The organism is Streptomyces sp. NPDC086554 (assembly GCF_040686095.1).
Lineage (GTDB): Bacteria > Actinomycetota > Actinomycetes > Streptomycetales > Streptomycetaceae > Streptomyces.
This window is the reverse complement of the sequence record NZ_JBFBJK010000001.1, coordinates 519,828-533,507: the sequence shown is the minus strand read 5'-3', so window position 1 is coordinate 533,507 and position 13,680 is coordinate 519,828. Positions and strand designations below refer to the sequence as shown.

The following is a 13,680-nucleotide window of genomic DNA, read 5'->3' as shown; positions in this document are numbered from 1 at the left end:
GGAACTCCCTGTGAAGGTCGGAATCGTCGGAGCCACCGGTCAGGTCGGCACGGTCATGCGCAAGATCCTCGCCGAGCGGAAGTTCCCGCTGGACGAGCTGCGCCTGTTCGCCTCGGCCCGCAGCGCCGGGACGGTCCTGGACGGCGTGACGGTGGAGGACGCCTCCACGGCCGACTACACGGGCCTGGACATCGTGCTCTTCTCCGCCGGTGGCGCCACCTCCAAGGCCCTCGCCGAGAAGGTCGCATCGCAGGGCGCCGTAGTGATCGACAACTCCTCGGCCTGGCGCCGCGACCCCGACGTACCGCTGGTCGTCTCCGAGGTGAACCCGCACGCGATCGCCGACCGCCCCAAGGGCATCATCGCCAACCCGAACTGCACGACGATGGCCGCGATGCCGGTCCTGAAGCCGCTGCACCAGGAGGCCGGCCTCACCGCGCTGGTCGTGGCGACGTACCAGGCCGTCTCCGGTTCCGGCCTCGCCGGTGTCGATGAGCTCTTCGAGCAGGTCAAGAAGGTCGGCGAGGACGCCCCGAAGCTCACGCACGACGGCTCGGCCGCCGAGTTCCCCGAGCCGGACAAGTACGTCGCGCCGATCGCGTACAACGTGCTTCCGCTCGCCGGCTCCATCGTCGACGACGGCCTGAACGAGACCGACGAGGAGCAGAAGCTCCGCCACGAGTCGCGGAAGATCCTGGAGATCCCGGGCCTGAAGGTCTCCGGCACCTGCGTCCGCGTCCCGGTCTTCACCGGTCACTCCCTCCAGGTCAACGCCCGCTTCGAGCGTCCGCTGAGCCCCGAGCGCGCCACCGAGATCCTCGCCTCCGCCGAGGGCGTCGTCCTCACCGACGTGCCGACCCCGCTGGTCGCGGCGGGCAAGGACGACGCCTTCGTGGGCCGTATCCGGGGCGACGAGACGGTGGAGAACGGCCTGGCCTTCTTCATCTCCGACGACAACCTCCGCAAGGGCGCCGCGCTGAACGCGGTGCAGATCGCGGAGCTTGTGGCGGCCGAGCTCAAGGGCTGACGTCCTGCTTCTCCGTACGCCTTTCCGTACGCTTTTCCGTACGCCGCCGGGGGCGGGCACCGCTGTGCGGTGACCGCCCCTTCCGCGCGTCCTGGGCCGCCACGACGAGCAGCGCGAGCACCGCGAGGCCACCGCCGAGCCACAACACGTCCGTGACTCCGCGGCCGTCCGCGACCAGGCCGCCGGTCAGCGCGCCCAGGGCGATCGCCGCGTTGAACACCCCTGCGAAGAGCGCCGACGCCGCCTCGCGGGCCCCCGGCGCCGCGGCCATCACCCACTGCTGGGTGGAGACCGAGACCCCGCCGTACGTCAGTCCCCAGGCGATGAGCAGCGCCACCGACGCGAGCAGCGAGCCGCCCGCGGGCCCCATGAGGAGCACCACGGCGCCGAGCCCTGCGCTGATCGCGAGCAGCGCACGGCGCGGCTCGCGGGCCGCGAAGGCGCCGCCCACGAAGTTCCCCGCGATGCCCGCGACGCCGTACGCGAGAAGCAGCCCGCTGATCAGCCCGGCGCCGAGGTCGGGCACCCGCTCCAGGACCGGGCGCACGTAGGTGTACGCGGCGAAGTGTCCTGTCACCAGGAGCAGCACCACCAGGAGCGCGGCCCGCAGCGGCGCCGTCCGCAGCAGCCGCGGGAACGCGCCGAGCCGCACCGCATCGGACGAGGGCAGCTTCGGCAGGACCGCGGCGAGCAGTCCCGCGACGGCGAGGGCAAAACCCCCCATGGCCACGAACGCCCAGCGCCAGCCCGCCAGTTCACCCAGGAACGTACCGGCGGGGACGCCGAGCACGGACGCCACCGCGATCCCACTGAAGATCACCGTGGTGGCCCGCCCTGCCGCATCCTCGCGCACGAGACGTACGCCGATACCGGCCGCGATCGCCCACACGCCCCCGATGCAGACGCCCACAAGGACCCGTGCGGCGAGCAGCACCCCGAAGGTGGGCGCGAGCGCGGAGAGCAGATTCGCGGCGGCGAGCAGCCCGGTGAGCGTGCAGAGCACCGTCCGCCGGTCGGCGCTCCGCACGGCGACGGGCAGCAGCAGGGCGGCGAGCGCCGCGACCATGCCGGGCAGCGTGACGGTCAGGCCCGCGGTGCCGTCGGAGACACCGAGTCCGGAGGAGAGGGAGGTGAGGAGTCCGACGGGCAGCATCTCCGTGGTGACGACGGAGAAGGTGGTGGCGGCGACGGCGAGGACGGAGAGGGGCAGGGTGGTGTTGTTCTTCATGGACTCCAGCCTTCGTGGGGCGCCCACCGGGAACAACGCCGAAGATCTCATCCTTGAATGAGCGAGGCTCATCGATGAGGCGAGGCTCGCGGACGAGACGGGCTCATGGAGGAAAGGCGGACCCGGGTGAGCGGGCTTGAGATACGGGAGCTCGAGTGCTTCATCGCGCTCGCCGACGAGCTGCACTTCGGCCGCGCGGGCGAGCGTCTGTATGTCTCGCAGAGCCGCGTCAGCCAGCTGCTGCGGGATCTGGAGCGGCGGATCGGCACACGGCTCGTCGAACGGTCAAGCCGCCGGGTGCGGCTGACCGCGTCGGGTGAGCGTTTCCTTGCCGAACTGCGCCCGGCGTACGAGGCGTTGAGCGCCACGGTGGACTCGGCGCGCGAGGCGGCGCGAGGGGTTTCGGGGCGGCTGCGGATCGGTTTCCAGGGGACGGCGGACGCCCGGCTGATGGAGGCGATCACGGACTTCCAGGAGCAGCATCCGGCGTGCGTGACGGAGATCGTGGAGATCCCCTTCGCGGATCCCTTCGGGGCGGTTCGGCACGGTGCGGTGGACACGGCGATCGTGCTCCTTCCGGTCGCGGAACCGGACCTGGTCCTCGGCCCGCTCTTCTCCCGCCAACCGCAGAACGTCGCGGTGTCGGTACGCCACCCCTTCGCGGGCCGGACATCGCTGAGCGCGGCCGAACTGACGGACACTCCGCTGATCTCGGCGGCGGCTCCGGCACCCGCGTACTGGCGCGAGGCACACGCCCCTTCCGCCACGCCCGCGCCGGAGGTGCGCACCCTCCAGGAGGGGCTGACGCTGGTCGCGGCCGGGCGGGGCGCGATGCTCCTGTGCAGCCCCACGGCGGATTACCACGGCCGCCGTGACGTCACGTTCGTGCCGGTGGAGGGTCTTCCGGACTCGGTGCTCGGGATGGTGTGGCACCGGGACGCGGAGACGGAGCGGGTACGGGCGTTCGCACGGGCGGTCGCCACGTCGAGCGTCAGGGCCGCCGCACCTCGAAGTGGAAGCAGCCGTACTCGACGGCCCTGACGTGTACGAGGGCGACCTCGGGGTCGGCGAAGGCCTCCGCGAGTGCGGTGTCGAAGCCGGCGGTGGTGTCCTCGGGGATCTCGAAGAGGCGGCCGCCGATGATGCGGCCTTCGGCGTTGTAGCGGCGGAGGGTGCGGAGGGCTGCGGGGCGGGCGAAGGGATAACCCTCCCCGTCCGGGGCGGGTCCCGCGCAGTCCTCGTCCTCCGCGTGGATGAAGACGGGCCCCTGCTCGTCGTAGGCACCGGGGGTGGCGCCGGTGTCCGCGGCCCAGCGCCGCAGCGGCGCGTACGAGACGAGGGCGACGTGCTCGCCGGGGGCGATGGGGCGGAGGCAGCAGCGGAGGGGGTCGCCGCCTTCCGGGTCCGTGTACGGGGCGGGGGGACGGCCTGCGTCGTCGGTGTCGCGGAGTTCCTTGAGGGCTACAGGGTCGATTGGGCGGGGGTGGTACGCGATGGTGGCCATGGGTCGAGGGTCGCGCGTGCGGGTGGGTGGGGGCTGGCGGCTTTCAGACGTTGCTTTCCCCAACCCCGCCCCTTCCCGGCTATGACATTTTGCGGCTCCGCCGCGGGCCGCTGCGCGGGGGCTTTGCTCTTGAGCGGGCCGCCCTCACCAAGCCCCCCGCATCCGCCGATACCCCTCCCCCAGCTCCGCAAGCTCCTCCCCCGTCAGCACATCCTCGACCCGCACGAATCCCTCCGGCGCCCTCTCCGCGACCGTCCGAAGGACCCGCTCATGCGGCATCGCCCGGTTCGCAAGGACCACCGCGTTCGCGGACGCCCACCGCTCGGCCTCGTAGGCCCGCAGTCCCCCCACCCGGTCCGGCGCGGCAAGCGCCAGGCAACGGGCGAGGACCCGTGCGTCGAGCACGGCCTCGGAGCCCCCGCTCGACCCCACGGGGTACATGGGGTGCGCCGCGTCCCCGAGGAGCGTCACGGGGCCCTGCCCCCACCACGGCAGCGGGTCCCGGTCCACCATCGGGTACTCCAGGATCCGCGGCGTCGAGGCGAGCAGCGCCGGCACGTCCAGGTCCCCGATGCGCCACCCGGCGAAGTGCGGAAGCACGTCGGAAAGCCGCCCCGAGCGGTTCCAGTCGACAGGTCCTGCCACCCCGTGGTGGTGGACCGGAAACCGCACCTCCGCCACCCAGTTGAGCAGCGCCCGCCCCCGCGTCTCCGCCTCGCGGGAGATCGGATAGACGACCAGCTTCACGCTCGCGTTGCTGCCGGCGACGACCATCGTGCGGCCGCCGAGCACCGGCTGCCATTCGGTGACGCCCCGCCACATCCGGATGCCGTTCCACAGCGGCGGCCCCTCCCCGGGGTGCAGCCGCGCCCGCACCGCCGAGTACAGGCCGTCGGCGCCGACCAGGGCCCGCACCGGCACCGCGTACTCCCGCCCGCGCGCCATGTCCCGCAGCGTCACGAGCACCGACCGGGACCCCTCGGTCTCGGCGTACCGCACGAACGCCGTACCCGTGCGCACGGCATGCTCGCCGAGCCGGTCGCGCACGGCGTCGAGAAGCAGCATCTGCAGGGCGCCCCGGTGCAGCGAGTACTGCGGCCAGTGGTGGCCGCGCGCGACGCCCCGCGGCTCGCTCCAGATGTGGTTGCCGTGCCGGTCGAAGTGGCTCATCTCGGCGGTCGGCACGGCCGTGGCGGCCAGCTCCGGGCCCAGGCCGAGTTCCGTCAACTCCCGTACCGCGTGCGGGAGGAGGTTGATGCCGACGCCGACGGGGCGCAGCGCGTCCACCGCGTCCACCACCCGCACCTCGATGCCCGCGGCGTGCAGACCGAGCGCGGTGGTCAGACCGCCGATGCCTGCTCCCGCGACGAGTACGTCGATCATGGCTGGGACACCGCCCGCCCCGTGCCGCGTAATCGTGGCCGTAACCGTGGTCGTAATCGTGAACGTGACCGTGCCCGTCTCATGAGCGCTCCCCCCGGGGCGTTCCTCGCCGCGCGGATGCTAGCGGCACGGCGGGCGGCGAACAATGGCGCACGGCGGCCGCCGGACAGTGCCCCGGCACGCTCCCGTACCCACGTGGAAGGATGGCCGGAAACGCCACAAGTCGCACCTGACGTACCTGAGGAGATGACCGCGTGCCCGGCACCAATCTGACCCGCGAAGAGGCGCAGCGGCGGGCAAAGCTGCTCACCGTTGATTCGTACGAGATCGATCTCGACCTCTCCGGCGCGCAAGAGGGCGGCACCTACCGGTCCGTGACCACGGTGCGCTTCGACTCCGCGGAGGCGAACGCCGAGACCTTCATCGACCTGGTGGCCCCGGCGGTCCACGAGGCCGTCCTGAACGGCCATGCGCTGGACGTGGCGGCTGTCTTCCGTGACTCGCGCATCGCGCTCAAGCACCTGGAGGCCGGGCCGAACGAGCTGAAGGTCGTCGCCGACTGCGACTACACCAACACAGGTGAGGGCCTGCACCGTTTCGTCGACCCGGTCGACCAACAGGCCTATCTCTACACGCAGTTCGAGGTCCCGGACGCACGCCGCGTCTTCGCCTCTTTCGAACAGCCCGACCTCAAGGCGACGTTCCAGTTCACCGTGAAGGCGCCGACGGGCTGGACGGTGATCTCCAACTCCCCGACTCCCGAGCCGAGCGGTGACGTCTGGGTGTTCGAGCCGACGCCGCGCATGTCGACGTACGTCACGGCGCTCATCGTCGGTCCGTATCACTCGGTCCACAGTTCGTACGAGGGTCCTGGCGGCCAGTCGGTTCCGCTCGGCATCTACTGCCGGCCCTCGCTGGCCGAGTTCCTCGACTCGGACGCGATCTTCGAGGTGACGCGGCAGGGCTTCGACTGGTTCCAGGAGAAGTTCGACTACGCGTACCCCTTCGCCAAGTACGACCAGCTCTTCGTGCCGGAGTTCAACGCGGGCGCGATGGAGAACGCGGGCGCGGTGACCATCCGCGACCAGTACGTGTTCCGTTCGAAGGTGACGGACGCCGCGTACGAGACGCGTGCGGAAACCATCCTCCACGAGCTGGCCCACATGTGGTTCGGCGACCTCGTGACGATGGAGTGGTGGAACGACCTGTGGCTGAACGAGTCGTTCGCCACGTACACGTCGATCGCCTGCCAGGCGTACGCGGAGAACTCGCGCTGGCCGCACTCCTGGACGACGTTCGCCAACTCCATGAAGACGTGGGCGTACCACCAGGACCAGCTCCCCTCCACGCACCCGATCATGGCGGAGATCCGCGACCTCGACGACGTCCTGGTCAACTTCGACGGCATCACGTACGCCAAGGGCGCGAGCGTCCTCAAGCAGCTCGTCGCGTACGTCGGCATGGACGAGTTCTTCCGGGGCGTGCAGGCGTACTTCAAGGCGCACGCGTTCGGCAACACGCGCCTTTCGGATCTGCTGGGTGCCCTTGAGGAGACCAGCGGGCGCGACCTCAAGACGTGGTCGAACAAGTGGCTGGAAACGGCGGGCATCAACGTCCTGCGACCGGTGGTCGACGTCGACACGTCGGGAACCATCACCTCCTTCGCGGTCAAGCAGGAGGCCCCCGCGCTCCCGGCGGGTGCGAAGGGCGAGCCGACCCTTCGCCCGCACCGCATCGCGATCGGCCTGTACGACATGGACGACGAGAGCGGCAAGCTGCTGCGCACGGACCGCGTGGAACTGGACGTGGACGGCGAACTGACGGCGGTGGACGAGCTGGTGGGCCGCGCGCGCCCGGCGGTGATCCTCCTGAACGACGACGACCTGTCGTACGCGAAGGTCCGCATGGACGCCGATTCCCTCGCCTTCGTCACCGACCACATCGGCGACTTCGAGGCGTCGCTGCCGCGTGCCCTTTCGTGGGCGTCGGCGTGGGACATGACGCGGGACGCGGAGCTGCCGACGCGGGAGTACCTGTCCCTTGTCCTGTCCGGCATCGCCAAGGAGTCGGACATCGGCGTCGTCCAGTCCCTGCACCGGCAGGTGAAGCTGGCACTCGACCTGTACGCGGCCCCGTCCGGACGCGAGGAGGCGCTGGCCCGCTGGACCGAGGCAACGCTCTCCCACCTCCGCTCGGCGGAGCCGGGCAGCGACCACCAGCTGGCGTGGGCGCGGGCGTTCGCGGCGACGGCACGTACGGAGGAGCAGCTGGCCCTGCTTGAGGAGCTGCTGTCCGGCAAGCAGTCGGTCGAGGGTCTGGCCGTGGACACGGAGCTGCGCTGGGCGTTCGTGCACCGGCTCGCGGCGACGGGCCGGCTCGACGAGGCCGGAATCGCGGCGGAGCTGGACCGCGACAAGACGGCGGCGGGTGAGCGGCACGCGGCGTCGGCGCGGGCGGCGCGGCCGACGGCTGCCGCGAAGGCGGAGGCGTGGGCCTCGGTCGTCGAGTCGGACAAGCTGCCGAACGCGATCCAGGAGGCGGTGATCGGCGGCTTCGTCCAGACGGACCAGCGGGATCTCCTTGCCCCCTACACGGAGAAGTTCTTCGCGGCGGTCAAGGACGCGTGGGACTCTCGTTCGCACGAGATGGCGCAGCAGATCGCGGTGGGCCTGTACCCGTCGATCCAGGTCTCCCAGGCAACCCTGGACGCCACGGACACCTGGCTGGCCTCGGCATCCCCCTCAGCGGCCCTGCGCCGCCTGATCACGGAATCCCGAGCGGGCGTGGAGCGCGCCCTGCGGGCCCGGTCCGCCGACGCGTAGCCCTCTGGCCGGGCGGTCCTGCAGCTGCTCGGCGAGGGCTTTGGCGGCCCGGCGTCGAGTTGACGCCGGGCCGCCCGCGTCGAAGGGCCCGGAACGGACGGGTCACTCCTTCGTCAGCGGCGTCACGATGGACTTCACCTTCGACTCGGCGATGGGGCCGATGTACGACGCGGCTATGCGGCCCTTGCGGTCGAAGAAGAGGGTGAAGGGGTAATTCGTGGGATTGGCAAGGCCCTTGGGCATGTCGAGGAGCTTGCGGCCGGACGGGTCGTACAGGCTCGGGTAGGACAGTTTCTTGTCCTGCTCGAAGGAGCGGGCGTTGGACACGGACGCGTCCACGTTCATGCCGACCACGGCGACGCCCTCGCTCTTCATCTCCTTGTTCACCCGTGACAGGCCGGGGGCCTCCAGACGGCAGGGACCGCACGACGCCGCCCACGCGTTGACCACCACGACCTTGCCCCGGTAGTCGGCGAGATCGATCTTCTTGCCGTCCACCGTCTCGCCCGACCATGCCGGGGCCTGCTTCCGCTCGGCGGGCGCATAGGACTTCAGAGGGCCCTCGCGCTTCCCGCCCTCTGCGACAGGGCCCGAGGAGCAACCGCAAGCAAGGGCCAGTAAGGAGACAGCGGCAGCCGTACGGAGCGTCAGGGTCTTCATGATCGGAGAGTCTGCCAGGGCGAGAAAGAGGACCCGCAGCCCGCGTACCGACCCCTGCTGCTACTTCGAAAGATTCGGCGGCGGTGCGATCGGTGAAGCCGCCAGGGACTGGGGGGACGTCGAGGACGCGTACGCGGAGGGGGCCGCGACGCCTGCCGAGGGGTCGGGGGCCGATTCCTCCGTCGCCTGCAGGGGGAGGCCACCGACGATGCGGATGCCCGCCGCGTCGAACGCCAGCTTGATGCGCCAGCGCAGCTCCCGCTCCACCCCGAGGGACTTGCCCGGCATCGTCTTCGCCGAGACGCGCACCACCATCTGGTCAAGGAGCACGCTGTCCAGGCCCAGGACCTCCACCGGGCCCCACAGCCGCTCGTTCCACGGCTCGTCCTTCGCCATGGTCTCGCCGACCTCCGTCAGCGTGGCCTTCACCTTCTCCAGGTCCTCGTCCGGACGGACCGTCACGTCCACGCCGGCCGTCGACCAGCCCTGGCTGAGGTTGCCGATGCGCTTGACCTCGCCGTTGCGGACGTACCAGATCTCGCCGTTGTCGCCCCGCAGTTTGGTCACGCGCAGGCCGACCTCGATCACCTCTCCGGAGGCGACACCCGCGTCGATCTGGTCCCCGACTCCGTACTGGTCCTCCAGGATCATGAAGACGCCGGAGAGGAAGTCGGTGACGAGGTTGCGCGCGCCGAAGCCGATCGCGACGCCCGCCACACCGGCGGAGGCGAGCAGCGGGGCCAGGTTGATCTGGAACGTGCCGAGGATCATCAGGGCCGCCGTGCCCAGGATCACGAACGACGCCACCGAGCGGAGGACCGAGCCGATCGCCTGCGAACGCTGACGGCGGCGCTCCACGTTCACCAGAAGCCCACCGAGCGCCGTGCCGTCGACGGCCTGCGCCGTGCGGTTCATGCGGTCTATCAGCTTGGTGATGGCGCGGCGGATCAGGACCCGCAGGACGACCGCTATGGCGACGATCAGCAGGATGCGGAGCCCGATGCTGAGCCAGGTCGACCAGTTCTGCTCCACCCAGCTCGCGGCGTTCGTCGCCCTCTCCTGGGCGTCTTCCAGGGTCGGGGGCTTCGTCGACTTGTCGTCCGGGTCCGATCCGGCCGCCGACAGGACGGACAAGAGCACGGCAGGTACCTCCAGGCATAGCGGTCTGCCCAGAAGATGCGCCGGGCAGAGACACCACACTAACGGGGCATTGTGTGTGGATCGTTGTCATGTTCGAGGGAGAGACTGTGCTCACCTGGGGAAGATGAGGGTGACGCACAGGTGTGGTCGAAAACACTCCGAGCCCGTTACCGGCACATGGTGGCGCTTGGACCAGGCATGAGGGGAGACTGGCTACAGATCGTCCCGGCGCGAGCCACGCGCCGCCGGCGTACAAGGAGGCATCCGTGCCGCACGTCCTGGTCCTCAATGCGTCGTACGAGCCACTGGGTGTCGTACCGCTCCGCCGCGCGCTCGTCCTCGTCCTGGAGAACAAGGCTCTCTGCCTCGAGGAATCCGGCGCCTTCATGCACAGCGCAACGCGCACTGTCCCCGCACCCAGCGTGGTCCGCCTCAAGCGGTTCGTCCGGGTCCCTTACAGGGGGCCCGTTCCTCTGACCAGGCGGGCGCTCTTCGCCCGCGACGGCGGTCGGTGCATGTACTGCGGTGGCGTCGCAACCAGCGTCGACCACGTCATTCCGAAAAGCCGTGGCGGTCAGCACGCCTGGGAAAATGTGGTGGCGTCATGCCGCCGCTGCAATCACGTCAAGGCCGACCGGCACCTACTGGAGCTGGGGTGGCGCCTGCGTCACAAGCCCGCGCCGCCCTCGGGGCTCGCGTGGCGCATCATCGGGACCGGGCATAGGGATCCGCGCTGGCTGCCGTACTTGCAGCCGTTCGGCGCGGACGACGCGATGGCTCGGATCGATGGCATTTCTGCCTAGCAAACGATCCGGGCCTTTGTTGTACGTGTACGTGTCGTGTCGTGTCGCGTACGCGGTCGTCAGTCGCCGGCGACCGCGTACGCCTCCACCGACCACAGCGAGTAACCGAACCGCGTCGCCCGCTTGTCGCCCTGCACCCGGATGTAACGAGTGTCACGCGCGTCCATGCGGACCGCCTCACGGCCGCCCTTGCCGTCCTTCACCGTCGCCGCCGTGCGCCATGTCCTGCCGTCGGCCGACGTCTGCACGCGGTAGCCCGCCGCGTACGCGTCCTGCCAGCGAAGGACCACCTGGCCGAGCCTGACCGGCTCCGCGAGCTCCAGCTGCCACCAGGCGTTGTCCTCGGCCGGGGACGACCAGCGGGTCCGGGGATCGCCGTCGTTGGCGCCGGACGCCGGGAAGTCCTTCGTCTCGTCGCCGGACGACGACGCCTTCGCGCCGCGCGCCAGGTCCCGGCCTTCGGTGCGTGGGAAAGCGCGGATCGAGACCGTCCTGGTCTGGCCTTCGAACGTGACGGGAATCTCGTACGTCCCCGAGCGCGTGCCCGCGGGAACGGTCACATCCACCGGGACGTCGACCTCGGTGCCGCGCGGCAGCGTCGACCGTTGCGGGGTGCGGACCTCGATGCCCTTGGGGGCCTTGGCCGTGACCTCGCCCCGCACGTCCCCGGGCCGCAGCGAGAGCAGCCTGGCCGTGACGCGCTGCGGGCGGCCGCCGATCTCCGCGTCGGCCTCCGTGCGGGCCAGCGAGAACTTGGCGGCGGGGGTGTCGGCGTACCAGGGGACGACATGGCGGACGGTGCCCTCGGTGACGGTGACCCGCACCGCGTCGGCGCGCTCGTCCTTGGCCTCGGCCTCCGTGAAACCGCTGCCGGACAGGGCGCCGATGCGGCGCCAGCCCTCGCCGGGGACGTGCGCCTCGACGCTGCCCTTGGTGCCGGGATCGGTCAGCGCCGTCACCGCCGTGAGGGGGCGGGCCCGGGGCACGCGGACCGTCGCGCGGTCCGACGCCCGGTCGCTGTCAAGACCCACCCAGGTGCCGTACGCCTTCTGCGCTCGCGCCAGGAAGGGGTCGAGTACGCCCTTGCCGACCGTCACCTGCGCGGCCTTCAGGTCCTTCTGGAGTCCGGCCAGGGTGCGCGAGGCGTGCCAGGCGGCGGCGCCGTCGCCCCTGGACTGCGCGCGCAGCATGTCGACCGCCGTCTCGCCCGCCTCGCCGTAGCGGGCCAACTGCTCGATCCAGGGCCCGACTTCGGCGTCCAGAGCGCTGCCGGCGAGCCGCCGCGGCGCCTCCTTCATGACGGTGAACGCGTCACGCAGCGCCTGCCCGGACTTCTCGATGCGGGCCTTGTCGGTCGTCGTACGGGCGCGCCAGAGGTCGTCCATGAGCGGCCGCAGATACGCCGACTCGTCCGCCCCGAGCACGGACGACGCGTCATTGCCCGCGAGGGCGCGCAGGGCGCCCCGCGCCTTCGCGTCGCCGCCCGAGAGGTCGTCGATCGCGGCGAGCCACGACGCGTGCGGGCGGTAGGCGCGGGGGTTCCACGCGTAGTCGGCGGCGGTGAACAGCGGGATGCGGGACGCCGAAGGCTGCTCCATCGCGTTGCCGAGCAGGGCCGCCGAGCCGGTGGCCACGGCGGGCTCGCGGCCGGTGTAGGGGCCGAGGAAGATCCGGTCCTGCGCGAAGTCGTTGACCGGGTAGTTGTCCATCGTTACGAGGGGGTGCGAGCCGAACGCCTTGCGGGCGCCGGCCAGTTCACGCCCGGTGATGGTCTTGGGGACGACGCCCACGCCGGTCCAGGCGACCTCGATGCCACGGTCCAGTTCTTCCGCGACGGCGTCGCGGTACTCGGTCGAGCCGTCCTGGAAGTACTCGGTCGGCATGAGGGAGAGCGGCTTGGCGTCCGGGTGGCGCTCGGCGAGATGCGCGGCGACGGCGTTCGCGACCCGGGCCTGCGCCTTCGCGGCGGCCTTCGGGCCCGAACCGAAGGTCTCGGCGTCCTCGTCGCAGTGCCACTCGCTGTAGCTGACGTCCTGGAACTGCAGCTGGAAGGCGCGCACACCGAGCGCCCACATCGCGTCGATCTTGCGGTTGAGGGCCTTGACGTCCTTGTCGGACGACATGCACATGGCCTGGCCGGGCGCGACGGCCCAGGCGAGCGTCACGTGGTTGCGCTTCGCGCGGTCGGCGAGGGCGCGGAAGTCGGCGCGCTGGTCCGCGGGGTACGGCTCGCGCCAGCGGGCCTGGCGGTAGAGGTCGTCGCCGGGCGCGTAGAGGAACCGGTTCTGCTTGGTGCGGCCCATGAAGTCCAGCTGGTCCAGGCGCTGTTCGCGGGTCCAGGGGGTGCCGTAGAAGCCCTCCGTCATGCCGCGCACCGCGGTGCCGGGCCAGTCGCGGATGTTCACGCCGGGGACGGTCTTCCCGGTGCGCAGTTGCTTCAGGGTCTGCACGCCGTGGAAGAGGCCGTCGTCGCCCGCTCCGGAGAGCGCGATGGTGTCCTGCCCTGCGACGCGGCCCACCGCGAGGCGGTAGCCGCCGGAGGGGAGGTCGCGGCGGTCGCGGGCGCGGAGGGCGCGCAGGGCCTGGTCGGCGCCGGTGCCGTCGACACGGACGATCAGGCGGCCGCCGCCGGCGGGCAGCCGCTCCCCGTCCTTCACCTCGGTGATCTCGCGGGCGCCCGCGTCGCGCAGGAGGGCGCGGAGGGCTTCGACGGCGTACGGGTCCGGGGCGTGGCCGCCGGTCGCTCCCGCGACGAGGACGACCTCGTCGGTGACGGTGACCGGGGCTCCTGCGGCGGTCATCGACTGGGGGCGGGGCCAGACCGGGGGGAGGGCGCCGTCGGACTCCCGGTCGTCGTCCGGGGTGGTGGCGGGGGCGCCGGGCTGTCGGGGGATGCCAGGGGCCGCGATGGCGCCGGGGGCGCCGGTGAGTGTGCCTGCGATGACGGCGACGGCGATGGCGGCCGCGCCCTTCCTGCGCCGCAGCTGCACGGCCCTCTCCTTGTTGTCCCTTGTGGTCGTCACGGGTGAGGTGATGATCACGTGTGGTGCGTCGGTTGTCTCAGGGTGTCACTGAGCCCACCACTCGGGTGGTGGGGGTGTCAACGGCGGTGG

General features: G+C 71.2%; 10 protein-coding genes. 4 read left to right on the top strand and 6 right to left on the bottom strand.

Annotated features, from left to right (window positions below):
* Positions 1 to 10 precede the first annotated feature (10 nt).
* A complete protein-coding gene (locus AB0O76_RS02335) occupies positions 11 to 1,027 on the top strand; it encodes an aspartate-semialdehyde dehydrogenase (RefSeq protein WP_365484225.1) in 1,017 nt (338 codons plus the stop codon).
* Here AB0O76_RS02335 and AB0O76_RS02330 read toward each other — a convergent pair.
* On the bottom strand, positions 1,017 to 2,255 hold the full coding sequence (locus AB0O76_RS02330; RefSeq protein WP_365484222.1) for an MFS transporter: 1,239 nt from the start codon (positions 2,253 to 2,255) through the stop codon (positions 1,017 to 1,019). The two genes, AB0O76_RS02335 and AB0O76_RS02330, sit on opposite strands and share 11 nt — an antisense overlap.
* Positions 2,256 to 2,360: 105 nt before the next feature.
* On the opposite strand from AB0O76_RS02330, the gene AB0O76_RS02325 reads away from it, so the two are divergent.
* On the top strand, positions 2,361 to 3,296 hold the full coding sequence (locus AB0O76_RS02325; protein WP_365484220.1) for a LysR family transcriptional regulator: 936 nt from the start codon (positions 2,361 to 2,363) through the stop codon (positions 3,294 to 3,296).
* Here AB0O76_RS02325 and AB0O76_RS02320 read toward each other — a convergent pair.
* Both AB0O76_RS02320 and AB0O76_RS02315 read right to left on the bottom strand, forming a co-directional pair.
* The gene (locus AB0O76_RS02320) at positions 3,247 to 3,759 is read right to left on the bottom strand and encodes a DUF1203 domain-containing protein (protein WP_365484217.1); all 513 of its coding nucleotides are present in this window, start codon (positions 3,757 to 3,759) and stop codon (positions 3,247 to 3,249) included. The genes AB0O76_RS02325 and AB0O76_RS02320 overlap by 50 nt on opposite strands.
* Positions 3,760 to 3,903: 144 nt before the next feature.
* Entirely contained in the window at positions 3,904 to 5,142 is a 1,239-nt protein-coding gene (locus tag AB0O76_RS02315) for a flavin-dependent oxidoreductase (RefSeq protein WP_365484214.1), read from the bottom strand.
* 254 nt (positions 5,143 to 5,396) lie between these two features.
* On the opposite strand from AB0O76_RS02315, the gene pepN reads away from it, so the two are divergent.
* Complete coding sequence (gene pepN, locus AB0O76_RS02310) at positions 5,397 to 7,964, top strand: aminopeptidase N (protein WP_365484211.1); 2,568 nt, start codon at positions 5,397 to 5,399, stop codon at positions 7,962 to 7,964.
* A gap of 102 nt (positions 7,965 to 8,066) precedes the next feature.
* Here pepN and AB0O76_RS02305 read toward each other — a convergent pair whose 3' ends face one another.
* Complete coding sequence (locus AB0O76_RS02305) at positions 8,067 to 8,624, bottom strand: TlpA disulfide reductase family protein (RefSeq protein WP_365484208.1); 558 nt, start codon at positions 8,622 to 8,624, stop codon at positions 8,067 to 8,069.
* Between the two features lie 60 nt (positions 8,625 to 8,684).
* Positions 8,685 to 9,764 (bottom strand): mechanosensitive ion channel family protein, encoded by a 1,080-nt coding sequence (locus tag AB0O76_RS02300; RefSeq protein WP_365484205.1) that lies wholly within the window; start codon positions 9,762 to 9,764, stop codon positions 8,685 to 8,687.
* A 266-nt stretch (positions 9,765 to 10,030) separates the two neighbouring features.
* On the opposite strand from AB0O76_RS02300, the gene AB0O76_RS02295 reads away from it, so the two are divergent.
* Positions 10,031 to 10,567 carry an HNH endonuclease gene (locus tag AB0O76_RS02295; protein ID WP_360765489.1) on the top strand — a complete coding sequence of 179 codons (537 nt, stop codon included), beginning with the start codon at positions 10,031 to 10,033 and terminating at the stop codon, positions 10,565 to 10,567.
* 59 nt (positions 10,568 to 10,626) lie between these two features.
* Here the strand turns inward: AB0O76_RS02295 and AB0O76_RS02290 are convergent, their stop codons facing one another.
* Positions 10,627 to 13,557, bottom strand: a complete 2,931-nt coding sequence (locus AB0O76_RS02290; RefSeq protein WP_365484444.1) for a beta-N-acetylglucosaminidase domain-containing protein — start codon at positions 13,555 to 13,557, stop codon at positions 10,627 to 10,629.
* Positions 13,558 to 13,680: the final 123 nt, after the last annotated feature.